The sequence below is a fragment of the Paenibacillus andongensis genome (genome assembly GCF_025369935.1).
Lineage (GTDB): Bacteria > Bacillota > Bacilli > Paenibacillales > NBRC-103111 > Paenibacillus_E > Paenibacillus_E andongensis.
In genome coordinates this window covers 3196407-3218918 of record NZ_CP104467.1, presented here as the reverse complement: position 1 = coordinate 3218918, position 22512 = coordinate 3196407, and the positions used below count along the sequence as shown (strand labels likewise).

Annotated in this window: 22 protein-coding genes and 1 other RNA gene; 1 reads left to right on the top strand and 22 read right to left on the bottom strand. The window is 44.1% G+C overall.

The window, feature by feature from the left end; translation table 11 throughout:
- Positions 1 to 85: 85 nt before the first annotated feature.
- The 5 genes from NYR53_RS14055 to NYR53_RS14035 all read right to left on the bottom strand — a co-directional run bounded on the left by NYR53_RS14055 (position 86) and on the right by NYR53_RS14035 (position 4104).
- On the bottom strand, positions 86 to 1378 hold the full coding sequence (locus NYR53_RS14055) for a hemolysin family protein (RefSeq protein ID WP_261306367.1): 1293 nt from the start codon (positions 1376 to 1378) through the stop codon (positions 86 to 88).
- 336 nt (positions 1379 to 1714) lie between these two features.
- Positions 1715 to 2146, bottom strand: a complete 432-nt coding sequence (locus tag NYR53_RS14050) for an MFS transporter (protein ID WP_261305738.1) — start codon at positions 2144 to 2146, stop codon at positions 1715 to 1717.
- Positions 2147 to 2167: 21 nt separating this feature from the next.
- Positions 2168 to 2383 (bottom strand): DUF1540 domain-containing protein, encoded by a 216-nt coding sequence (locus NYR53_RS14045; RefSeq protein WP_171688477.1) that lies wholly within the window; start codon positions 2381 to 2383, stop codon positions 2168 to 2170.
- A 47-nt stretch (positions 2384 to 2430) separates the two neighbouring features.
- Positions 2431 to 3525: a glycoside hydrolase family 15 protein gene (locus NYR53_RS14040; protein ID WP_261305737.1), complete on the bottom strand. Its 1095-nt coding sequence runs from the start codon at positions 3523 to 3525 to the stop codon at positions 2431 to 2433.
- 78 nt (positions 3526 to 3603) lie between these two features.
- Entirely contained in the window at positions 3604 to 4104 is a 501-nt protein-coding gene (locus NYR53_RS14035) for a YpuI family protein (RefSeq protein ID WP_029195899.1), read from the bottom strand.
- A 173-nt stretch (positions 4105 to 4277) separates the two neighbouring features.
- On the opposite strand from NYR53_RS14035, the gene NYR53_RS14030 reads away from it, so the two are divergent.
- Positions 4278 to 6188 (top strand): S8 family peptidase, encoded by a 1911-nt coding sequence (locus NYR53_RS14030; RefSeq protein WP_261305736.1) that lies wholly within the window; start codon positions 4278 to 4280, stop codon positions 6186 to 6188.
- Positions 6189 to 6358: 170 nt separating this feature from the next.
- Here NYR53_RS14030 and rnpB read toward each other — a convergent pair.
- From rnpB to yqfD, 17 genes are all read right to left on the bottom strand, one after another.
- An RNA gene (rnpB, locus tag NYR53_RS14025) (RNase P RNA component class A) lies at positions 6359 to 6776 on the bottom strand.
- A gap of 99 nt (positions 6777 to 6875) precedes the next feature.
- Positions 6876 to 7985, bottom strand: a complete 1110-nt coding sequence (locus tag NYR53_RS14020) for a Nif3-like dinuclear metal center hexameric protein (RefSeq protein ID WP_261305735.1) — start codon at positions 7983 to 7985, stop codon at positions 6876 to 6878.
- The gene (locus NYR53_RS14015; RefSeq protein ID WP_261305734.1) at positions 7961 to 8725 is read right to left on the bottom strand and encodes a tRNA (adenine(22)-N(1))-methyltransferase; all 765 of its coding nucleotides are present in this window, start codon (positions 8723 to 8725) and stop codon (positions 7961 to 7963) included. The genes NYR53_RS14020 and NYR53_RS14015 overlap by 25 nt, the downstream gene beginning before the upstream one ends.
- 3 nt (positions 8726 to 8728) lie before the next feature.
- On the bottom strand, positions 8729 to 9559 hold the full coding sequence (locus tag NYR53_RS14010) for a hypothetical protein (protein WP_261305733.1): 831 nt from the start codon (positions 9557 to 9559) through the stop codon (positions 8729 to 8731).
- 226 nt (positions 9560 to 9785) lie between these two features.
- The gene (gene rpoD / locus NYR53_RS14005) at positions 9786 to 10901 is read right to left on the bottom strand and encodes an RNA polymerase sigma factor RpoD (protein ID WP_028558036.1); all 1116 of its coding nucleotides are present in this window, start codon (positions 10899 to 10901) and stop codon (positions 9786 to 9788) included.
- Positions 10902 to 10938: 37 nt separating this feature from the next.
- A complete protein-coding gene (gene dnaG / locus NYR53_RS14000; protein ID WP_261305732.1) occupies positions 10939 to 12786 on the bottom strand; it encodes a DNA primase in 1848 nt (615 codons plus the stop codon).
- A gap of 49 nt (positions 12787 to 12835) precedes the next feature.
- Positions 12836 to 13300, bottom strand: a complete 465-nt coding sequence (locus NYR53_RS13995; RefSeq protein ID WP_261305731.1) for a YaiI/YqxD family protein — start codon at positions 13298 to 13300, stop codon at positions 12836 to 12838.
- Between the two features lie 90 nt (positions 13301 to 13390).
- The gene (locus tag NYR53_RS13990; protein ID WP_056833852.1) at positions 13391 to 14206 is read right to left on the bottom strand and encodes a pyruvate, water dikinase regulatory protein; all 816 of its coding nucleotides are present in this window, start codon (positions 14204 to 14206) and stop codon (positions 13391 to 13393) included.
- A gap of 174 nt (positions 14207 to 14380) precedes the next feature.
- Positions 14381 to 15130, bottom strand: a complete 750-nt coding sequence (gene recO, locus NYR53_RS13985) for a DNA repair protein RecO (RefSeq protein WP_261305730.1) — start codon at positions 15128 to 15130, stop codon at positions 14381 to 14383.
- A gap of 51 nt (positions 15131 to 15181) precedes the next feature.
- Positions 15182 to 15334, bottom strand: coding sequence for a YqzL family protein (locus NYR53_RS13980; RefSeq protein WP_079419911.1), 153 nt, complete (start codon positions 15332 to 15334; stop codon positions 15182 to 15184).
- Between the two features lie 96 nt (positions 15335 to 15430).
- Positions 15431 to 16330, bottom strand: coding sequence for a GTPase Era (era, locus tag NYR53_RS13975; protein ID WP_261305729.1), 900 nt, complete (start codon positions 16328 to 16330; stop codon positions 15431 to 15433).
- A 6-nt stretch (positions 16331 to 16336) separates the two neighbouring features.
- Complete coding sequence (gene cdd / locus NYR53_RS13970; protein WP_261305728.1) at positions 16337 to 16750, bottom strand: cytidine deaminase; 414 nt, start codon at positions 16748 to 16750, stop codon at positions 16337 to 16339.
- A gap of 32 nt (positions 16751 to 16782) precedes the next feature.
- Positions 16783 to 17487, bottom strand: coding sequence for a diacylglycerol kinase (locus NYR53_RS13965; RefSeq protein WP_261305727.1), 705 nt, complete (start codon positions 17485 to 17487; stop codon positions 16783 to 16785).
- Positions 17487 to 18014, bottom strand: a complete 528-nt coding sequence (gene ybeY, locus NYR53_RS13960; RefSeq protein WP_261306366.1) for an rRNA maturation RNase YbeY — start codon at positions 18012 to 18014, stop codon at positions 17487 to 17489. Before ybeY ends, NYR53_RS13965 begins: the two co-directional genes overlap by 1 nt.
- Positions 18015 to 18056: 42 nt before the next feature.
- Positions 18057 to 20267, bottom strand: a complete 2211-nt coding sequence (locus NYR53_RS13955) for an HD family phosphohydrolase (RefSeq protein ID WP_261306365.1) — start codon at positions 20265 to 20267, stop codon at positions 18057 to 18059.
- A gap of 58 nt (positions 20268 to 20325) precedes the next feature.
- Positions 20326 to 21270 carry a PhoH family protein gene (locus NYR53_RS13950; RefSeq protein ID WP_437180149.1) on the bottom strand — a complete coding sequence of 315 codons (945 nt, stop codon included), beginning with the start codon at positions 21268 to 21270 and terminating at the stop codon, positions 20326 to 20328.
- Positions 21271 to 21297: 27 nt separating this feature from the next.
- Complete coding sequence (gene yqfD / locus NYR53_RS13945) at positions 21298 to 22491, bottom strand: sporulation protein YqfD (protein ID WP_261305726.1); 1194 nt, start codon at positions 22489 to 22491, stop codon at positions 21298 to 21300.
- Between the last annotated feature and the right edge of the window lie 21 nt (positions 22492 to 22512).

Here is a 22512-nt window from a genome sequence, read left to right as displayed (position 1 = left end):
TGCCCTGACGACTATCCCCAATTTATAAGGAGTCATTAAGTAGTCACAAAAAAAGAGACTGTCAAATGACAATCTCTCATACATCTCAAGAAATATTTTGCTGAAGCAGCTCACTCTCATCCGACAATTTTCTTACCATGACACGTGAAATCCGTAGATGATCTGTCTCTTCAACAATAAATAAAAATTCATCATTGTAACTTACTTGCTGGTTCTTGCTTGGCGGTATTTCAATTTTCGAGTAAATCCAACCGCCGATTGTATCATAATCATCAGACTCAATGTCAAGTCCGAAATATTCATTCACTTCATCAATTAGCAGCAATCCATCAATGGAAAAAGTGTTTTCATCTTTGATTTCGATCGTAGGACGCTCTTCATCGAACTCATCTTGAATTTCTCCAACAATTTCTTCCATAATGTCTTCCAATGTCACAAGCCCTGAAGTTCCACCATACTCATCAATGAGTAGTGCCATTTGGCTTTTTCTTTTCTGCATCATTTTCAACAAGTCACTGATAAGAATCGAATCTGGAACCGTTGTGATCGGTCGGATGATTTTCTTGATCCCTTTCAGGTTCGCATCCGGCTTGAGTAAATCCTTGATGTGGACGAAGCCAATAATATTGTCTTTGTCCGGATCACATACCGGGTAGCGCGTACGCATTTCTTTAATGGCACTCGCAAGATTCTCAGAATAGGAAAGTCCGGCATACAAACATTCCATTTCTGTTCTTGGGATCATAATTTCCCTGGCTGTCGTCTCTGCAAATCCAAATATATTATCAACAAGCGTGAGCTCTGTATTATCTATAAGTCCGTTTTTGTGACTTTCTTTCATAAGGACACGAATTTCATCCTCCGTATGCGCCGATTCATGCTCAGTCGCAGGCTCGATTCCTGCACGACGCAACATCCAGTTCGAAATACCGTTCAATAACCATATAAATGGATACATCAGTTTATAGAAAAAAACCATGGGCCCTGCAGATAGCAGAGTTATTTGTTCAGCTTTACGAATCGCATACGTCTTAGGGAACTGTTCGCCTAATGTAATATGCAATGTGGTCATTAAGGAGAAAGCAATAATGAAAGTAATCGTGTGGAACACCGAATCTGGCATATTCAACGGAGCGAATAACGGTTCCAGAATTTTGGCGAACGTCGGTTCCCCGACATAACCAAGTCCCAACGAAGTAAGTGTAATCCCGAGCTGACAAGCACCTAAGTAGGCGTCGAGATTATTCATGATTCCTTGTGCAAATTTCGCATTGCGGCGACCTTCTCCAACAAGCGATTCAATGCGACTACCTCTTACCTTGACCATCGCGAATTCAGCTGCGACAAAAAAACCATTTAATAACACCAGTCCAAACATTAACAGAAAACTGATTAACGTTCCGGGCAAAGGATCTTCCAATACCTTACCTATCCCCTATCAAGTGCGATTACTGCACCAAGGAGAATAGGTACACCTCCCTTAATTTCGATTTGAATTTGATTTATCACTTTTCATTATATAATAATACTGTAATCATTCAAAGGTGCGAATATGACTCCTGAAGCCAAATAGTACGAGCAAATGGGAGTATACGCATTAAAACGATGCCTTAATGAGTCTCTACCCGCTATTTATCCCTTTGAAACGCGAATTTACACGATTTTTTTCAGGAAAAACAAAAACAAGCCGATAGCTCGGCTTGCTTGTAATGGGTCATGCATAATAGGGTACTAACAAAAAATAGGCGGCGACGGCAATAAAACCAAGCGCGATTGACCAAGACCCCAGTCTTTTGTTTCCCATAAGAAACGCAATAACGCCAAGCACAATTCCCGAAATACCTAACAGCACTGGCCATACAAAAAGAGAAGCCAAGGCAACGAACAGTGCGATATAGCCTACTGCTTTGTTACGTGTGACTGTTTCTACCAACTCCGCTATTTCTTCATCAGATACATCGGATTGGGTTTCAAGCTTCTCTGGCTTATAGTTCTTATACTGTTCGGCATAGTTAATTCTTCGAGTCGGTGCTGTAATTTCGGCTGCGTATTCTTCCTTATGGTTCAATCCGCTTTCAACGCGGAGCTGATCCTTTTGGAACCGCTCCTTGGTGGCATGATCTAGAGAGACATCGTCTTTATCCATGCTGCCTCCATGTTAAGCACCTTAATGTTTTTTCTTAGCTTTGAAAGTGTGGCAGCAAGTATTAGCTACTTTGTTTGCTGCATCTTGATGATCCGTATCAAATGATTCCCCTGCAAACTCTTCGTTATAATTGGCGGCAGCATGCTGATCGACTTCAATCATAATCGTTCCTGCACTACAGTTGTTGCCTTGCGCCCAGTATTCGCAATTAGCAACTGCACATTTTACATCCGGCATAATCATCACCCCTTTAACAATTTGCCCGCTATCAGGGTGATCTATGCTTATTTTAAGCTGTCAGAAAGCACCAAGAACATCGCTTGAGACCATAGCAGAGGAATCGCTGGCTCCCCCCATTTGGCAATCCATTCCGGGTAAGATGAGGGATCTCTAAGACTTTCTGCCACTTGCTCCGGCAATCGACCCAGCATATCCGCTTTACTCATTACCCAATCTAAGCAGCGCTGAGCCTCTTCACGATTTCCAAGCTCCGCTTGGTACCAACCATACCATGCAGTTAGCAGCAGCCATTCACCGCCACCATAGTAGCGATCCTCTACATATCTTTGAATGCCCTCATGCTTGAGGTCAGCTTCAATAGCTTGTACCGTCTTCAACATAATAGGATCATTAACCTCACAGACGCCGAACGGGACAGCTAGCCACAACAGACTTGCATCCACACCATATAAAGCTGGCTGCCATACTTCTTCTAAGCAATGAATGGATTTAACGAAACGCCCCTCATAGACTGCGTGATCCATAATAAACTTTTTAATCAAGTCCGCTTTCTCAAGTAAAGGAGGTCGATTTTCTAATTCACCAAGTGCCTTTAAACCACCATATACGCAAGCTAATGAAGCCGGATGAACGTAATCAGGAAACTCTTCCCAACAATCAAAATTCGGAAAATGCCAGAACGTCATCAAATAATCAACAGTTATCTCAATACTCTCCCGCAATTCATTTAAGAGCGCAGAATGACCTGTTATACGAATATGCTCCGTAAGACCCCAAAGCCAAGCTCCATAACCATCTAGTTGAAAATGTCCCCACTCTGATAAGTCATCACGACCATCTAAATGATAACGAGTTCCAAAAAATTCGGAGCGGTCTATCCATTCTTTGGCTTCCTGTTTACGAATTAACGCATCCACACGCGGGCGCTTGTCCTTCAAAACATTATGTACCCAGCGATAGAATAGCTCAGCACTTTCGGTCTCCATAGAGCGATCCATCGCATGCGCGATAAATGTCCCGTCTCTGAGCCAACTGTAAGAGTAAGGTGGGAATAGCGGTGAAGCTACGTAACCCCCGCTAGGGTGCTGATTCAGCTTAATAATCGAGATACTGCTGTTGATTAATTGTTCACGCTCCATGCACCAAGTCTCCTTTTAAAAGAAAAAGGATGCGCTTATAGTCGCATCCCTTCTTGTATTTTACCAATTCAATTAAAATTATACTTTTTCGCCTTGCATACGACGTTGAGTGATGTAGTCTGTTTCATAATAAGACAGATCTTCACGAAGTTCCTCGAATACTTTGGACAGCTCAATCGTCAAATCACGCACTTCACGTGAAGGCTTTTTGCGGAAACGAATAGCATCTTGTCCAGTATAAGCATAACGACCATCTTCGGAATAGCATTCATTTTTAGGGTAGAAAAATGTATTGACGCAAGTATGATAAACCTCATACAGTACTTTTTCCGAAAAATCCACATTAAAAGTAGGACGTCTCAAGCTAACGCCTAATTTCTCATAAGCCACTTCACAAAAGACTAATAGATGACGAGTATCCTGCAAATAACCGCGGTAAAACTCATCCATAGCAGGATCATTCTCCACATTTAACTGTGCGAGCGAATTTTGATTCAAAAACAGCTCCATTTTGGCAGTCGTTTCTTTCAACTTCGTACGCGTAGAATCACAAATATTTTTCACATTAAAAACAGCCATTTATGAAGACCTCCTATAATTGCGCTATTCCTATCCTACCATAAATTAACCCGAAGTGGTATATGCAAAACTCCAGTTTCCATGTATAAAACAATCCTCCGCTCCTCAACCTAGTCAAAGGTCAATCATTTCGTCAGCGGAATACTAAGCAAGTTTAGAAGGAGGAGCTGTTAATGTGGCGTTACCTGTCATCTATGACTTTAGTACTTGGTTTAGGCATTATCCTTTTCCCACACCATTCAAATAAGGAGAATCAACCTGGACCCGAAGTGTACAGTACAAAGTATGAAACAACTGCAAAGTTATCTCTTCTGGAACAGGACGTTAAGCTGACTGATGATCTATGCAGATCCCAATGTTCGATTGATTACTCACGAATGCTTAGCAAGATTGAAAGTGGAGAGCCAGCCTTAAAAGTGCTAAGCGATATGAAAAAAGAACATGAAAAAATGGATGTACTGATTTGGTCGAAGCAAAGTCAACCACTGGAAAAAGGGATTACAGTAGGTGAATTGCCAAGTTCTTATAAAGAACAGGCTACATCTTATATGAAAGAAGCTAAAGAAGCCGTCGACGCAGGTAAACATTATCAATCACCTAAATTCGGCGCGGCGCAGCAAATTTATTTCGTTCAGGGCACTCCTGCTACTAATAGAGACAGCTCGCTCGTTGGTGTTATTCATCAGGATATTCTACATCAAGTTACCGATCACCAGTTGAAAAACTTGCGTCTAGAACCTTACCCTAGTGAAAATCGGTGGAAAGTTGAGTCTGTGGATACGGACACTCTACAAGATAAAGTCGTCGATCATCCTGAAGATAATCAAGGAACCAGCCACTATCATCAAAATGAAGTTGTGGTCCGCTTCAAGCAGGATCCAACAGAGACTCAGCTGACACAAATCAAAAACGAAATAAAAGCCATCTCCGCTCAAAAACTAGGTTATACGTATGTATTCCGCACGCAAAGCATGGAAGCCAAAGCATTAATGGCATATTTCAAGAAATGGGATGTCGTCTATGTCGAGCCTCATTTCCTCTATTTAACTAATGATTATTATGACGATCAAGAAGAAGCTTCAAATAAAGATAATTCCAGTCAAACAGATTCGAAACCATCGACAGCGACAGATATAACGACTAATTTTATGCCTAATGATAATTTATACAGTAAGTATCAATGGAACTTGCCCCTCATCGAGACTGTTCAGGGGTGGCAATTAACACGTGGTTCTCAAGATGTGATTGTCGCTGTTGTCGACACGGGAGCTGACTTGAAGCACCCTGATCTGAATAATAAACTTTTACCTGGTTATAACGTCATAAGTGATAATGACAACCCGCAGGACGATGTCGGACATGGTACACATGTCACAGGAGTCATTTCTGCATTAGTTAACAACAATCTTGGTGTTGCAGGTATGACATGGTATAACAAAGTATTACCGGTCAAAGTTTTAGACCAAACTGGAGCAGGCAGTACCTATTCTGTTGCTCAAGGTATCATTTGGGCTGCCGACCATGGCGCTAAAGTTATGAATCTCAGCCTTGGCAATTACGCGGATTCAAGCTTTCTGCACGATGCCATCCGATATGCCTACAATAAAGATGTGGCACTCATCGCGGCGAGCGGCAACGACAATACAGAAAGACCTGGCTATCCAGCAGCTTACCCGGAAGTGTTGGCTGTAGCCGCGAGTGATTCTCAAAATAACAAGGCACCCTTTTCGAATTATGGCGACTATATTGCCGTAACAGCTCCTGGTGTTAGTATCGCAAGTACGTATCCTAATAATCAATATGCCGCGTTATCGGGTACATCAATGGCCAGCCCTCATGTCACTGCTTTGGCAGCCTTGGTTCGTTCTACGAACCCTAGTTTGAAAAACACGGAGGTTTACGAAATCATTAAACAATCCGCTCAAGACCTTGGTACAAAAGGTAGAGACAAATATTTCGGCTTCGGATTAATTGATGTAGTCAAAGCTGTGAAAATGGCCGAACAAAGCTCAAAGCCGATTTCTTACTTTCCACAAAGCCTATCACGTCAAATGCATCTAATTACGAAAAAGTATGCCTATTAGAATAAAAGGTTGGTCAGCTTCTGAGCTGATCAACCTTTTTTAGTGAATATCCACTTTTATAGTATAAGCAAAAGATGAATTATTTCTCTTCCTGTAGAAAAGTCATTCTGATTTTTCTTCTAGAAAAATTAAATACCCGCAAGGCCTAAGCCTTGCGGGTAACCGACAGTATGGAAAGTTTGCCGTAAGCCGGGTTCTGTACTTCCAGTGGTCGTAGCGGGCGTCTGTCCCCTGCCACCATTGAAGTGACAATCATCTATCTAGGCCATACATTGCTGCACAGCTCAAGCGACCAACCCGAACGCGTCTCAGGCTAAGACTGCCACCTCGAAAGCGGCTTGCGTTCCTCTAGGTCTTGCTCCAAGTGGGGTTTACCAGGATCTATGTCACCATAGAACCTCGTGGTCTCTTACACCACGGTTCCACCCTTGCCTGTGAATCCCTTGCGGGAAACCATCGGCGGTCCATTTCTGTGGCCCTATCCTTCAACTCGCGTTGACTGGACGTTATCCAGCACCCTGCCTTATGGAGCCCGGACTTTCCTCTCGCTGTGGCTTACCCACAGCCAGCGATTGTCTGTCAAACTTTCCGGTGCATTTGCTAGTATACTAAGAATGCCTTCGAATTACAACTGCTGTTCGTTTCCTCAATTCCCAGCTGCAAATTAGTAAGTTAAAAACATCATCCCTACAAAAACTGGAATGGTTCTGTATCTACCTCGGATGCTAACACCTGCGTGCCCGTCTTGACCAACTGTGCGGCGAGATAATCAGCCACGCCGCGCTTCATGATCTTCTCGACGTTATGTCCAACGTCGATCAAAGTCAACCCCGCCGCAAGTGCATCGTGCGCGGTGTGATAGTCAATGTCGCCGGTAACCAACACATCGGCGCCGGCAAACAAGGCGTGCCGCATGTAGCGGCCGCCAGAGCCCCCCAGAACGGCCACCTTACGGATGGGCCGTTCCAAATCGCCGACGACGCGCACAGCCGGCACGTCGAACACCTGCTTCGCGAGCTCCGTTAGCTCGCGAAGGGTCGTGGCCGCGGGCAGCTTGCCCACGCGGCCCAGACCGAACACCCTACCCTTGAGGTCCATCGGGTAGAGGTCATAGGCCACCTCTTCGTAGGGGTGGGCCTTCAATAGAGCCTGAACCGCCTTGCGCTGGACGCTGGCTGTAACGATGGTCTCTACGCGGACTTCCTGTACGCGTTCAAGCTCGCCTACTTCCCCGATAAACGGATGCGTCCCTTCCTGCGGCAGGAACGTCCCCGTTCCGGGGATGTTGAAGCTGCAGTGGCTGTACTGCCCGATTCCCCCCGCTCCAGCGGTGAAAAGGGCATCCAGCACAGCCTGATGATGCGTCTCAGGGACGAAAACAACGAGCTTCTGCAGCTTCTCAGTGTGCACATCCTCTAGATGAGTAAGCTCCGTCAAACCGAGCTTATCAGCCATCATATCGTTCACTCCGCCCTCAGCCACATCCAAATTCGTATGAGCGATATAGACAGCGATGTCGTTCTTAATTAATTTTTCATATAAACGGCCTGAAGGCGTATCCGTTTGCAGATGAGCAAGCGGTCTGAAAATAATCGCATGATGAGCAATAATAAGATTAGCACCTTGCTGAATCGCTTCTTCAACCACTTCATCCGTGACATCCAAGGCAACAAGAACCTTCTTAATTTCCTTCTGCAAAGACCCTAGCTGTAATCCTATTTTATCATCAGGCATCGCATAATGCTTCGGCGCCAGCTGTTCAAACAGCTGGATTACGGTTTGACCTTTTGCAAACAAGCGAGTACCTCCTTTATTTCCTTCATTTCTTGATCGACCTGCTCCGCCTTCGCTACAGAAGCTTCAGCTGAAGAAAGTTGAAGCTGCCCTTTAATCATGGCAAGCTTTTTCAGCTCACTTTCCCACTTGGTGAACCAAACTTCTGGAGCCTCGCTGATGAAGTATGGCCCCATTTGAAGCAAACGTTCCTTCGAAACCCTTACCCCGCCTGGCAGTTGACGTTCAGCGTAAAGAACCTCCAAAGTCTGTTTTTCCTCATTCGGCACAGCAATAGCTGTCAATATCTCATAAATCTTGCCGTCTTCCTCAAGAATCGTTTCGGATTCCAGCTTCCAGTCCTGCTCAAGCAACCAACGCCGCACATGATCTTCACCAACATTGGGCTGCAAAATGAGATGAGTGACGCCTTGCAGCTTTTGCTTTCCAGCTTCCAAAATACTCGCCATTAAACTCCCGCCCATTCCGGCGATCGTAATGACATTCACTTCTCCAGCCTCAATTACGGCAAGTCCATCACCGGATCTTACACTGATTTTCTTGGACAATCCGCTTTCAAGAACCTGCCGTGTTGCCGCTTCAAATGGCCCTGGGTTCACCTCGCCCGCCACAGCAAACAAAATAATACCCTGTTGTGCCAAATACGTTGGCAATAGAGCATGATCGGAACCAATGTCCGCTACCTTTGATCCTAAAGGAACTCGATCTGCAATCATTTGCAGTCTTTTCGATAATTTCACCATATGTTACATTACCCACTCTACCCATTTTTTACGCAGCAAAAATAATGCCACGCCTGCAGAAACTAACTTGCCTGTAAACGATAATTGAATGACACGAAAGTTCATATCGACATCTGTCAGAAATGTCATTGCTTCGGGAGCAAACCAAATGATTGTCCCAACTAATAGAAGCACACTAGCTGCTTGCTTATTCGTATGATGCGCAAGCCAAGCCATCCATATAAGTACAATACTAACCGGAATCCAACTAATTTCAAGTGAAAACCATCCAGGGTTGTCCAGCTTATGCAGCAGGAGCCATCCGTACGTACCCAATAGCCCCAGCCAGCCGCATATCTGGAAAATGGCCATTCGGCCTGCTAATCCATTAAACAGCCAGACACTGCTACAAAAAGCTAAATAACCAACATACGCATAAGATGAACTCACATCATTTAAATCCAATAAATACAAACCGACAAATAGCAAGGCAATCGAAGAAACACCGCAAAGCAAATAAGAAATCACAGGCGCTTTACGGTTCTGCCGGTAGGCAAATGCATAACAAATGAAGACAAAAAGCGTGGAAATTCCAATTTGCATTGGCAATCCAAAAGAGTTAAAATTAAGAGCAGATAAGGCCAGAGCGGCAATCACCGCCATAATAACCAACCATATTTTCCAATTACTGTTTGCTACTGAGGATGCGGATACCCCCATTAATGAAGCAGGTTTGGGTGTTGATTCATCCACATACAAATTCGTCAGAAAATCGCAATAATGTTCAGGAAGCAATTTGCTTCTGCGCCAATGATGGATTTCCCTTACAATCACTTTTCGTTTCTCTGCATCCATTTATTCGCTCACCTTCCTAGCTACTTTATCGGTGATTTCTTGCTCAGGTTTTAGTAGTAGTTTTCAATCAGAAAACCACTATCGAAGCCATTCAAAGATGTGCGACCGCGTTTAGAGGTAGGTTTTATCGCCAATAAGAAAGCGGTTCTCGGGATCCGAGAACTTATACTTTCTTATGTGGTAAAAAAAGACCCCGCCGATTTGGCAGGGCCCTCTCACAGCGTCTTTATTCCAAGAAATCCTTTAACCGTTTGCTGCGGCTAGGGTGTCTCAACTTCCGCAAAGCTTTAGCTTCAATCTGACGAATCCGTTCACGTGTAACACCGAATACTTTACCTACTTCTTCAAGCGTACGTGTACGTCCATCATCTAAACCGAAACGTAAGCGAAGTACATTCTCTTCTCTTTCCGTCAACGTATCTAGTACGTCCTCAAGCTGTTCCTTCAGAAGCTCATACGCGGCAGCATCTGCTGGAGCCAACGCTTCTTGATCCTCAATGAAATCTCCCAAGTGGGAATCGTCTTCCTCACCAATCGGTGTTTCTAACGACACAGGCTCTTGTGCAATCTTCATGATTTCACGTACTTTATCTGTGCTCAAATCCATCTCTTTGGCAATCTCTTCCGGCGTAGGTTCGCGCCCCAATTCTTGCAGCAATTGACGGGAAACACGAATCAGTTTATTAATCGTTTCGACCATATGTACCGGAATACGTATCGTTCTCGCTTGGTCCGCAATGGCACGGGTAATTGCTTGACGAATCCACCAGGTCGCATACGTACTAAACTTATATCCTTTGGTATGGTCAAACTTTTCCACAGCTTTAATAAGCCCCATATTACCTTCTTGAATCAAATCTAGGAACAGCATGCCTCGACCTACATATCTTTTGGCAATACTGACAACGAGTCTAAGGTTAGCTTCTGCTAAACGTCTCTTCGCTTCTTCGTCCCCATTTTCAATCCGTTTGGCTAACCCTACTTCATCTTCCGCGGAAAGAAGTGGTACTCGACCAATTTCCTTCAAATACATCCGAACTGGATCATTAATCTTAATTCCTGGCGGTAAGGCCAGATCATCATCGAAGTTAAATTCATCGCGCTCATTTTCTTCTGGATTCATGGAATCCTCATCGGATTCGTTCCCTACATCGATCCCTTGCTCCGAAAGCTGTTCAAAAAACTCATCGATTTGTTCAGGATCCTGATCAAAGGGAGCTAATTTCTCCATAATATCCTTGTAAGTTAGTGAGGACCGCTTTTTCCCTTGCTCAATAAGCTGGTCTTTCACCTGGTCCAGGGTCAATTCTGTCTCTAGTTCTGTACGCTGATCATTCGCCATGGTACGGACTCCCTCCTCCCTAGTCATTGCAGTAATTCTAAGTTGACTTCAATCGTTTTTCTAGGGCAATAATTTCAATAGCAATTTGTGCAGCTCTAAGATGGTCGCCCGCGCGTTCAGCGCGAACTCGTTCTTCTTTCTTACGTTCAACTTCTTCTTGCATTGGAACTTTGCGAATTTGGCGAATATAGTCGTCAATCACTTGTTCGTTCATTCCATGACCAGCACCCATCATTACAATGGAACTAGCCAAGCTCTCCAGCTGTTCGTCTTGCAGCATGGCAATGTATCGGCTTGCATCCGGCTCAGCATTCTGAGCGTAGTAAGCATATAAATAAGCAGCTAAGACTGCGTGAGCTTCAACATTGAATTGATCACCTAATTGTGCTTCCACTTGTGCGCAGACCTCACGGTCATGCATCATTACCGCCAGTATTAACCGTTCTGCATTATGATAAGCGGGTAATAGCGAAGGTGATTTTTTGAGTGTTCGTTCCACTGTTCTCCCATTATTCATAACATTATTCCACAGAATTGGTTTATTATCCCCCTCTGGTCGGTTTTTTTCCGATTGCAGCAAGATTTCGTGAAGGTCCAACTTCATCGCTTCATACGAAGATTCCGGGAATTCAGAAGCCAACTGTTTCAAATAATGTTCACGTTCAATCGGAGATTGAAGTTGACTGATTAATTTCACAGCGGATTGCAGATAACGAAGTCTGTCACCGTCCTCATGCAACTTAAAATTTTTGCGGATGTACAATAGCTTATATTTCATCGATGGTACGGCTGGCTCAATAATCTCCCGTACGAATCGGTCAAAACCATAGTTTCTTACATAATCATCTGGATCCTTGCCGTCTGGCAGCATGGCTACCGTGACTCGGCTCCCTGTTTCTTCTAGAATAGGGATACTTTTGAAAGCAGCCGATTGTCCCGCATTATCACCATCGTAACAAACAACGATTTGGTCTGCGTTGCGGTTCAGCAGAGCGGCATGTTCTTTCGTTAATGCTGTCCCCATCGTGGCGACACCATTACTAATTCCCGCTTCCCATGCTTTAATGACATCCACATAGCCTTCAAAGAGAACGGCTTGTTGAAGCTTACGCATATTAGGTCTAGCCAAATGAAGGTTGTACATGGTCCGACTTTTATTAAAAAGAATGGATTCCGGACTATTTAAATATTTGGGCTGCGCATCGCCCATAGATCTGCCCCCGAATGCGATAACTTTGCCAGTAGAGTCGCAAATAGGGAACATGATGCGTTCCCGGAATTTATCCACATAGCCGTTACCTTCATGTTTGGCAGAGATTAAACCGCCCTTCTCCATCAGGGCTAAGTCGAATTCTCGTTTATCTAGCTGTTGAACGAGTGTGTCCCACATGGCCGGTGCATATCCAATTTGGAAGGTATCGATTAGCTTATCCGATATTCCTCTTGAGGCCAAATAGCCTTTAGCCACCTTCCCTTGTTCCGTGTTGCCAAGTATATAATTATACAATTTTGCAGTAAAATCATAAGCTTTTAACAAGGTTGCTTTCTCTTGCTGCTGCTCATTTTGCTCTTCGGATGCTTCTTCCCAAGTGATTGGGATATCCGCTTCTTCAGCTAGCTTACTAACGGCCTCGGAGAAACTAAGTCCTTCGATTTCCATGACGAAGCGAATCAAATTCCCACCTACATTACAACCAAAACAACGATAAATTTGTTTTTCTGGTGTAACAGTGAAAGAAGGACTCTTCTCCGAGTGGAACGGGCATAGCCCCTTCATATAATGCCCTTGCTTGCTCAAATGTACGTGCCTACCAATGACATCAACAATATCATGGCGCTTAAGTACAGCCTCAATGACCTCTTCAGGTATGCGTCCGTACCTCATTTTTGTTCCACCTACAATTCAGGTCGCTTTTCCGACTAATTACTATTCGCTACTTCTTTTCGATTTCCTGCAATTTTTTTAAAAGTTTTGTCAAACCATGTAGAAAATTTTGACGATCTGCCTCCGTAAAAGGTTTTGGCCCCTTCGAATGCTTTCCGCTTCTCCGCATTTTCGCCGATACGTGGCGACGATCCAATAGGAAATCAATCGAACTATCGGTATATTCCTGCCCTCGATTCGTTAAGCAAATAGATCCCTTAGCCAATCCTAAGGCGGCGAGTCCAAAATCTTGTGTCACCAAAATATCACCTTGCTGAATCTGATTGGCAATATATAAATCGACAGATTGATCGGAACGGTCCACTTGAACGACCTTGACGCCAGGGTTCTCCTTCATCCGGTGATCGAAAGAAGCAACTAGCACAACTTGTACACCAAACTGCCTGCCTGCTTCCTCAATTTCGGATTTTACTGGACAAGCATCGGCATCAACGATAATATTTCTCGCTCGCATACAGTCAGCCCCTGCTCTCTAGACGAAATCTCACCGTACTATTATATACGATGAACTTTAAAAAAATCCTGCAAGGGATAACATAAAACCTTACTGGACTCGTTCGATATGGTCCATGATTAAACTTGCTGTCTCCTCAACGGCACGGTTGGAAACATCAAAAATAACGCAACCGATTTTGCTCATAATTTTGTCAGCAAAAGCCAGTTCTATTTTAATACGTTCTACATTGGCATAGGTTGCATTTTCTGCAAGCCCAAGTGTTCGGAGCCGTTCTTGACGTATAACATTTAGTTTATCCGGGTCGATCCGCAGTCCAATGATCTTATCTTTTGGCACGGTATAAATCGCAGCAGGTGGCTGCATTTCAGGTACCAGCGGTACATTCGCGACTTTAAATCTTTTATGCGCCAAGTACATCGATAAGGGTGTTTTGGACGTACGAGAGACACCCAACAAGATGATGTCCGCTTTTTGTATGCCGCTAAAATCTCTGCCGTCATCGTATTTGACCGCGAATTCAACAGCTTCAACTTTTTTGAAATAATCCTCATCGAGCGGATGAATCATTCCTGGTTGTCGACGGGGCTCTTGGTGTAATGCTTGCCCTAAGGTAGCAACAACCGGCCCTAGTAAGTCAATATGGGGAATATCGTATTCCTTCGCTTTGGCAATCAGATCATCCCGCAATTCAGGAATAACCAAAGTGAACACAACAATTCCGCCATGTATTCTAATCGCATTGATGACTTTATCTATTCCTTCAAAATCATGGATAAATGGAGCTCTCATAATTTCAACGGGTACAGGATGAAACTGCATCGCAGCGGCACGCACGACAGATTCTCCCGTTTCCCCAACAGAATCCGAAACAACGTATACGCGAGTAGGTAGTGAGTGGTCCATTTCCCTTAGCTCCTTTCAGCAGGGACGAGGCCCTACATTAGTCATTTGTATGTAAAGTAGACGAGAACAGAACGAAAGCATGAGAAAAACCTCACCGATATGCGGACAGCACAAGGGCGAGGTGATTTCCACCACATCATATCAAAGCCGAAATCACATGTCAAATTACCAAATCTATATATTGTATTTTTCCATCTGTTCAATAAAACCTCTGGATTTCCACTGAACACCTACATGGATATCCATGTAAGCTCGCATACAGGTTTTGAGCTGCGCTTTCGTTTCATCCTTTACCTGAACGGCGCCGAGCCTGCGCATATCCATGCGAGGAAATAGTTTCAGAAGCTTAAGCGTTCCTTCACCGATAGGAATAGCCGCAGCATCTTTGTATCGACAGCGAGCGCATAAAGTCCCGCCCATTGCAGGGCTAAAGGTCGTAATCCCCGTGGTTTCTCCACAGGAAACACAAGCATCTGTCACAGGGAGATAACCGGCAAGATCAAACATCTTCATTTCATAGAGGTGAACGACAATCTGCATGTCCTTACCTTCTTCAATAGCCATTAATCCAGCTTTCAGCTGCTCAAATATATAAGTGCTGCCCTCTTCGTCACCAAGCATACGGTCCGTCATCTCTACCAAATAGGAAGCATGCGCAGACATATGTAAATCTTCTCGTAAAGCATGATGGGCTTCGATAATCTCCGCACTATTCAGAGATCCCATCTGACCCCTTTGTTTGAAAAAAACAAAATCGCCGTACGTAAAAAGCTGCGTAACGGCGGCATGTCGACTTTTCACTTTCTTCGCACCCCGAGCCATAACACCAACCTTACCCAGCTCAGGGGTGAATAGACTAATGATCTTGTTACCCTCTCCATAGTCCATACTACGGAGCACAATCCCCTGTACGCTGCGCAGCAAATAACTTCCCCCATGAATGCCGCTCTGAATTATGAGCTTATGAACATGAATTTACATATTCAGACCTTCGAGCGGCTCTTCGTTACTTTGATCCTCTTCCTGTACATCCGTGTCCATACCCGGTTCTCCGGTAACTTGTTTGTACAGCAGATAGGCATCTACATCACCGGTCTTTGAAAAATACGTCCACGAAAAATCTTTCATGTTCAGCATCCTCCCCATTGAACGTGATGTTCTTAGGATGTGCAGAGGAAGCTACTCTATGCGATTTAAAAACTGGAACTCTTAGGGAAAAATCTTTTAGTCGTGACGGAAGCCAAGATCACGCAGAACTCTCTCTTGATTTCTCCAGTCTTTTTTCACTTTAACCCATAGCTCCAGGAAAGTTTTGGAACCAAGCAGCGTCTCGATATCACGGCGTGCCTGCCTTCCGATTTCTTTTAGTAAACTTCCTTGTTTGCCAATGACGATACCTTTTTGCGAATCTCGCTCAACAAATATGACCGCTGAAATATGGACTACACCATTGGGCTCGACACGCATATCTTCAATCTGGACGGCAATGGAATGCGGAATTTCTTCCCGCGTCAAATGCAAGATTTTCTCACGTACGAGTTCAGCACATACGAATTGTTCCGGGTGATCCGTAATTTGGTCGGCTGGATAGTACTGCGGACCTTCCGGCAAATAGCGAACAATTTGTTCCAACAATGTTGTTACATTGTTGCCCTTGAGAGCAGAAACCGGCACGATCTCAGCAAAGTTATACAAATCTTTGTAATTTGTAATAATCGCAAGCAGCGCTTCAGGCTGAACAAGGTCAATTTTGTTTAATACCAATATAACAGGCGTTTCAACATGCTTTAGCTGCTCGATAATATAGCGGTCACCGCCGCCAATCCCCTCGGCAACATCAACCAAAAATAGGACCGCATCCACTTCCCCAAGCGTCCCATGCGCTACTTTGCTCATGTAATCGCCTAATTTGGAAGTCGGTTTATGAATACCTGGCGTATCCAGGAAAACAATTTGGCCGTTATTGGATGTATAAACCCCATGGATTTTATTTCTTGTTGTCTGAGGCTTATCTGACATGATAGCAATTTTTTGCCCGATAATTTGGTTCATTAGCGTTGATTTCCCAACGTTGGGGCGTCCGATGATAGCGACAAAACCTGATTTAAATTCTTTTTTAGACACTTCTAGTTATCCTCCATTTGCATGCAAATCTTTCGTTGTGAAAGCACCCGGCAATAAGGCAGACACGGTCGTTTCTGCAAAATCACCTTTTATATTGCCAAGGTAAACTGGCATATCCGGTTCACATAGTTCCACCAATACTTGGCGGCACACACCACATGGGGAAATAGGACCATCTGTGTCCCCCATTACCGCTATAGCTTGAAAGGAACCTGCTTTATGACCATCCGCAATTGCACGGAATAACGCAGTCCGCTCAGCACAGTTGGTCGGTCCGTATGCGGCATTTTCTACGTTACAGCCATAATGTACATGACCGTTCGCATCCAGAAGCGCCGCTCCAACTTGAAAATTCGAATAAGGCGTATAGGCTCTTTTCATCGCTTCTTTTGCGTGTTGAATGAGTTCTTGTTGATTCATAGCCATCAACCTACTTTCATTTTATATTAACGTTATAGCATGTTAAGGCAGGAAAAAGCGAGGATTGTGACCATGATGCCAATGAGTGCTCCAAGAATCAGCGCTGGGAACGGTCGCTTTCTTTTGTCATACAGCATAATAAAAATAAGGGCGGAGAGCGTGTATGCAAGTAAAGCAACTATCGTTTGCGAGACGAAAATCGTAATAACAGTAGCAATGGCGAAGGCAATAGCCGTCAACAAGCTGGGGCGCACCAATTTCCCTTTATCTGAGAAACGAGTCTCAATCACGATAACCGTCAAAACGACAAGGGCAATAAGAACCCATATCGTTCCCGCGGATACAGGCGTATCCTGCATTCTTGAATTTCGCAGTAAGTGATCGATAGGCTCAAAGAAAACAATCATACCTACAATCACTGCAAAACCTGCAGACACCAATACGGACGCCGCGGCGACGTCCTTCGCAATTTTGGCCAACGGATGGCGATCAGGCATAGCCAGATCCACTGTTTTTTCCACAGCCGTATTGATGAGTTCCGTAACAATCATAAGTGTTACTGCCAGCAGAATAAACAGAATATCTGTTTTGGGCAGATGAAGAAAAAGCGCTGCCAACAAAACAAGAAAAGCAACGCAAAAATGGAATTTCATATTGCGCTGCGTATCTAGAGCATATTTGATTCCTTCATAGGCATACCGGAAGCTCCTGCGCCATTTACGGAAGCCGTCCGACATTAGCGGGTCAAACCTGCCTTCTGCAAAATGTCCTCCTGCTTAGCAAACATAATCTTCTCTTCCTCTTCACTTTGGTGATCATAGCCGATCAAGTGAAGGAACCCATGTACGAATAGAAAGCCGAGTTCACGTTCAACGGAATGTCCATAATCTTCGGCCTGAGTGATGGCACGAGGAACCGAAATGATAATATCGCCTAAAGGCTCAATGAACCCTTCAGACACTGTCTCACCTTCTTGAAGATCTTCTGGGTCGCCTTCACCCTCATCCTCGTAGTTAATACGAATTTCATCCTCTCCGAACTCGCTCATTGCAAATGAGAGCACATCGGTAGGTTTATCTAAGTCACGATATTGTTTATTAAGCTCTTGAATCGCTTCATCATCTACGAAAGTAAGGGCAACTTCTCCCTCCGTAATGCCTTCGATCTCTCCCGCTAAGCGCAGCAGCTCTTCAAGCTTTTCAATAAAAGCAGGCGTGATTTCTTTCACTTCTTGTTCACTGCTCCACTCTAACGTTAAATCCATACTTGCCATTATGTACCCTCCTTTAATTTGTCGTCGATATTCTCATGCACCTGACTTCTTGGGAGCAAGTTCACTTGGATATTCTATCCTTGAGTGAAAGATTCCTAACAGGGTTTCGTTTAATGTTTTCGCAATCTTATCGAGTTCTTTGAGCGTGAGATCGCACTCATTAAATTGGCCGTCGTCCAATCGGGACTTAATAATTTTGTGCACCATCGAATCGATTTGTTCCAATGTCGGATTACGCAGTGATCGAACAGCAGCCTCCACACTATCCGCTATACCCACAATTGCTGCTTCTTTGGATTGTGCTTTGGGCCCTGGGTAGCGAAAATCTTCTTCGCGGATTTCTTTCTCACTGCCCTCATCTTCAGCTTGTTTCACCGCTTTATGATAGAAATAATGCAGAAGTGTCGTCCCATGATGCTGTTCGGCAATGTCTCGAAGCGGCTTAGGCATTTTGAAATCCTTCAGCATTTCAACACCATCACGAGGGTGCGCAATGATGATGGATTTACTTAAATTGGGATCAATTCGATCATGTGGATTCTCGATATTCGTTTGATTTTCAATAAAGTAGCTTGGGCGCTTCGTCTTGCCAATATCATGATAATAAGAACCAACTCGGCACAGCAGCCCGTCGGCTCCGATAGATTCAGCCGCGGCCTCCGACAAATTACCCACCATGACACTGTGATGATAAGTTCCCGGTGTCTCCGTAAGCAGCTTGCGCAATAAAGGATGATTCGGATTTGAGAGCTCCACCAATTTGAGCGGTGATAAAATACCGAACGCAACCTCAAAAAAAGGCAGCAGCCCAATGACGAACACAACTGTTAATAATCCGCCGGCAGCCGCGAAAGAAAGCGATAGAAGGGCTTCTTTCTTCTGAAAATGATCTTCCATCAACAGCATCGATGCAATCGTTAGCATGGAGAAGAAGGCAATCATTAGACCTGCTTTCAGAATGGTAGCCCGTTGGCTTGCCCTTTGAATCGTAAACACGGCACTAAAGCAAATAGCCAAGCTAACTAATCCGAAACGATAGTCAAAAAGCAGCACATGCTCCGTGTTAAAGATAATACTAGCCATTAAGGAGAATAAGACCGATGCAATGAACGCTAGTGGAGCATCCAATAAAATGGCTATCAGGATACTTCCTAAGGCGGTCGGAGCCAGATAACCAATATAAGGATAATCTAGATTTTGTACGAGAGAGATCAATTTCATTCCAATAACATTGATAAGAAATATAAGAATAAGCATCACGAGCTGAGAATTATTATATTTGATCGGCAATACGCTTTGGCGGACAAACATATAAATGGCGAATGACAATAGTGCCGAAAGAATACTGAGCCCTAATTGCGGCAAATAATTCGCTTTGTCCTTCAAAAGCTCTAGTTTATCCAACCTGGCGTATATCTCTTCCGTTATGACATCCCCAACTTTAACGAGAACTTCATTCTTATTGATGTATACCGGTTTCACGCTCTCTCTAGCTTGACCTTTGGCATCCTCGGTACCTTTTTGATCAAAAAATTTATTCGGCGTTATGAGGGCTCTAGAGATTTCGGTAACCATTTCACGGGATGTATTCTTCGTCAAGTTCGATGTATTCACAAGCTCAGCAACTTTAGCTCTGGCCGTCTGTGCATCCAAGATTTGATCATTCATCAATTTGATAACGATGTCTTTCGTCACAGGACGCATAGCCGCTAGATCATCCTTGGTCAACCTTGGAAGCTTAAAATAAGTTTCCTCCGGCAGCGGGTAATTCTGTTCGGCAAGCCCCTGCCCAATCTGCTCAAGCAATAGATCGTTATATTGACCGCTGATACGAAGTGATTTGATAGATTGATTTTGTGTATCGCTGATTAGCTGTGGAATAACTCGGCGATAAATGCTAACCTTGTCATCGAATTTCACTTCTTCATCCGCATTGATTTGCAATAATTTATCGTAAATAACATCAATAAGCGTATCATTTTTGAGATTCACAATGCGAAAAACGGGTTGGACACGCTTAGCAGCGTCTTCTTTCGCTTGTTCAGTAGCAATTGCATTTTCAATTTGTCTAGGTGCATAAATGGTTTTTTCACTCGTCGTTCCTAACACAATATCATAAACTTGAGGCACAAGCTTGACGTAAAGGGACATATAAAAAATTAAAGCCAGCAAGAGAAACAACAGTACCCGTATACCTGCACTGTATTTCCATCCGTTCAGCTGGTAATGAAATTTACCTTTCATTTGCACTTCATTTTTCTTCACGGAAGGTCATTCCTCTCTACCTAACAACCTTGCTCAGTTACTTATCATTTTCAGCATTGTACGCAACAATGATTTTCTGAACAAGTGAATGTCGAACCACATCCTGCTCATCAAAATAAATAAAACCAAGTTCCTCGATACCACTGAGAATGCGGTTTGCTTCTACGAGACCAGACGATTTGCCACGCGGTAAATCAATTTGGGTAACATCCCCGGTAATCACCATTTTGGAACCGAACCCAAGTCTTGTCAGAAACATTTTCATTTGTTCTGGCGTTGTATTTTGGGCTTCATCCAGAATGATGAAAGAATCGTCTAACGTTCTCCCGCGCATATAAGCCAGTGGTGCAATCTCAATAAGTCCTCGTTCTAAGGATTTGGCTACCTGCTCAGGTCCCAGGACATCATTAAGAGCATCATACAATGGGCGTAAATAGGGGTCAACTTTTTCCTGCAAGTCCCCCGGCAGAAAGCCCAGACTTTCTCCAGCCTCAACAGCAGGTCGTGTTAATACAATCCTTTTGACAGCCCCTTCTTTAAGCCTCGTCACGGCAAGCACAACAGCTAAATAGGTTTTACCTGTACCTGCGGGTCCAATGCCGAACACGATATCTTTCTTCTTAATCGTCTCGACATATTTCCGTTGTCCGATCGTTTTGACACGTATAGGCTTACCCTTATGTGTTGTTGTAATCTCACCTTTGAACAAATCAAGCAATTGGTCGGTTTTCATTTGCTTCGCAAGTTCAACCGCATACAAAACATCCCGCTCTGTCAACGTATAATTATTACGGATTAACTGCAGGAGAACCTCAAAAAGCTGCTGAAGTGAGTTCACTTCCGCAGCAGCCCCTTGTATTGTAATTTCGGCTTCACGCGTATAAATTTGTGCAGGAATCTCCCGTTCGATGACATGCAGAAACTTGTCCTGCGGTCCAAACAAGGCTAGTCCTTCAACCGGATTTTTTAATGTAATTTTCACAGATTGCGCGTATTCTACCAACAGGCCTCATTCTCCTCGTATCACAATTGGTTGTTCTTCGGCGATATTTTCTTCGACTTCAAAATGCACGTCTATATAAATTTTACCATTCTCTGTTTTTTCATGCAAAATTTTTTCGCCGACAATTCTAGCATCTGCTCCTTCGGTTCCAAGTAATTTAGCTCTAGCCTGCTCTAAACCTGCCTTTTTAGCAATCGCTGGATCGATAGGTTCCTCGACAATATGAACCTCCATCACCTTCTCATGTAGCCAACCGAGGGGAAGTGAAAAAGTCCGCCAAGCCAGTGTTTTACGCTCAGGAATCGTTTCGAAATGCTCGAATTTCTGCTTGCCATAACCGCTTACTTGCAGTGCTCTTGTCCCAAATACAAGATAATTGCGAGTCGTAACTTCACCTGAATATACGCTATATGTTTTTGTTAGCGGAGTTTCGATTCGGGAGGTATACCAAACGATACCCTTTACTTTACCACTTGCAACCACCACTTGACTATTTTGTTCATCGCCAATGGTTCCCGAGATAAGCACGTCCCCTTTTCGCACATACGTATTCGGCTTCACCAGGGGTTTGCCTTTTACTGATAAAATCTCAGTAACGAGCGCGTTTTTGGAAGCAACCAAATTTCGTGGATTCATAAGCGGTCCCTTATCAGGAATCGTTGCCTCGACAACCTTAATCGTGATATGGGTACCTCGAATTTCGACACCAACCCAAGCCGCATTCGGCAGCATCCCTTGAATCTCGCGCGATAATTCTTCTGCTTTCTTCAACTTAAACTTCCATTGGAACGTATGTATGCCCTGTTTGGATGCTGCTTGCAGAATCTCCGACTCCGAAATACGATCATTCCCTTCCACACTAACTTGCCATACGAGCGAAGTCAATAAGTATAGACCTATGATGAAAGCAGCCATTCCTGCAAAAAAAACCTTTCTATGACCCAGTCTGTCCATAAAAAAAGGCAGCCCGTGCCTTTCCGTCACGTGCACCCGGCAGCCTGTCCGTTTCAGGAGCGGTCTAAGTCTGAAAAAGTCTTTGATCAGGATAAAAAGCTCAAGCTTCCCCGCATCTCCAGCTTGAATATCCCATATGGAGAAACCCTTCTCCATCATGGGATTAATTAATCTTTCACAACCTTCACCTCGTATTTGAATGCGCACATAACCTCGCAAACGAGCAATGAAAAGGGATTGTTTCATGACTCAGCCTCCTGTTCTCAG

What these genes read in the sequence shown, in the direction of transcription:
- NYR53_RS14055 (WP_261306367.1), bottom strand. Translation starts at nt 1,378, where the DNA reads ATGTTTGGACTGGTGTTATTAAATGGTTTTTTTGTCGCAGCTGAATTC.
- NYR53_RS14050 (WP_261305738.1), bottom strand. Translation starts at nt 2,146, where the DNA reads ATGGATAAAGACGATGTCTCTCTAGATCATGCCACCAAGGAGCGGTTC.
- NYR53_RS14045 (WP_171688477.1), bottom strand. Translation starts at nt 2,383, where the DNA reads ATGCCGGATGTAAAATGTGCAGTTGCTAATTGCGAATACTGGGCGCAA.
- NYR53_RS14040 (WP_261305737.1), bottom strand. Translation starts at nt 3,525, where the DNA reads ATGGAGCGTGAACAATTAATCAACAGCAGTATCTCGATTATTAAGCTG.
- NYR53_RS14035 (WP_029195899.1), bottom strand. Translation starts at nt 4,104, where the DNA reads ATGGCTGTTTTTAATGTGAAAAATATTTGTGATTCTACGCGTACGAAG.
- NYR53_RS14030 (WP_261305736.1), top strand. Translation starts at nt 4,278, where the DNA reads ATGTGGCGTTACCTGTCATCTATGACTTTAGTACTTGGTTTAGGCATT.
- NYR53_RS14015 (WP_261305734.1), bottom strand. Translation starts at nt 8,725, where the DNA reads ATGGTGAAATTATCGAAAAGACTGCAAATGATTGCAGATCGAGTTCCT.
- NYR53_RS14010 (WP_261305733.1), bottom strand. Translation starts at nt 9,559, where the DNA reads ATGGATGCAGAGAAACGAAAAGTGATTGTAAGGGAAATCCATCATTGG.
- rpoD (WP_028558036.1), bottom strand. Translation starts at nt 10,901, where the DNA reads ATGGCGAATGATCAGCGTACAGAACTAGAGACAGAATTGACCCTGGAC.
- dnaG (WP_261305732.1), bottom strand. Translation starts at nt 12,786, where the DNA reads ATGAGGTACGGACGCATACCTGAAGAGGTCATTGAGGCTGTACTTAAG.
- NYR53_RS13995 (WP_261305731.1), bottom strand. Translation starts at nt 13,300, where the DNA reads ATGCGAGCGAGAAATATTATCGTTGATGCCGATGCTTGTCCAGTAAAA.
- NYR53_RS13990 (WP_056833852.1), bottom strand. Translation starts at nt 14,206, where the DNA reads ATGGACCACTCACTACCTACTCGCGTATACGTTGTTTCGGATTCTGTT.
- NYR53_RS13980 (WP_079419911.1), bottom strand. Translation starts at nt 15,334, where the DNA reads ATGAAAGATTTTTCGTGGACGTATTTTTCAAAGACCGGTGATGTAGAT.
- cdd (WP_261305728.1), bottom strand. Translation starts at nt 16,750, where the DNA reads ATGAATCAACAAGAACTCATTCAACACGCAAAAGAAGCGATGAAAAGA.
- NYR53_RS13965 (WP_261305727.1), bottom strand. Translation starts at nt 17,487, where the DNA reads ATGTCGGACGGCTTCCGTAAATGGCGCAGGAGCTTCCGGTATGCCTAT.
- ybeY (WP_261306366.1), bottom strand. Translation starts at nt 18,014, where the DNA reads ATGGATTTAACGTTAGAGTGGAGCAGTGAACAAGAAGTGAAAGAAATC.
- NYR53_RS13955 (WP_261306365.1), bottom strand. Translation starts at nt 20,267, where the DNA reads ATGAAAGGTAAATTTCATTACCAGCTGAACGGATGGAAATACAGTGCA.
- yqfD (WP_261305726.1), bottom strand. Translation starts at nt 22,491, where the DNA reads ATGAAACAATCCCTTTTCATTGCTCGTTTGCGAGGTTATGTGCGCATT.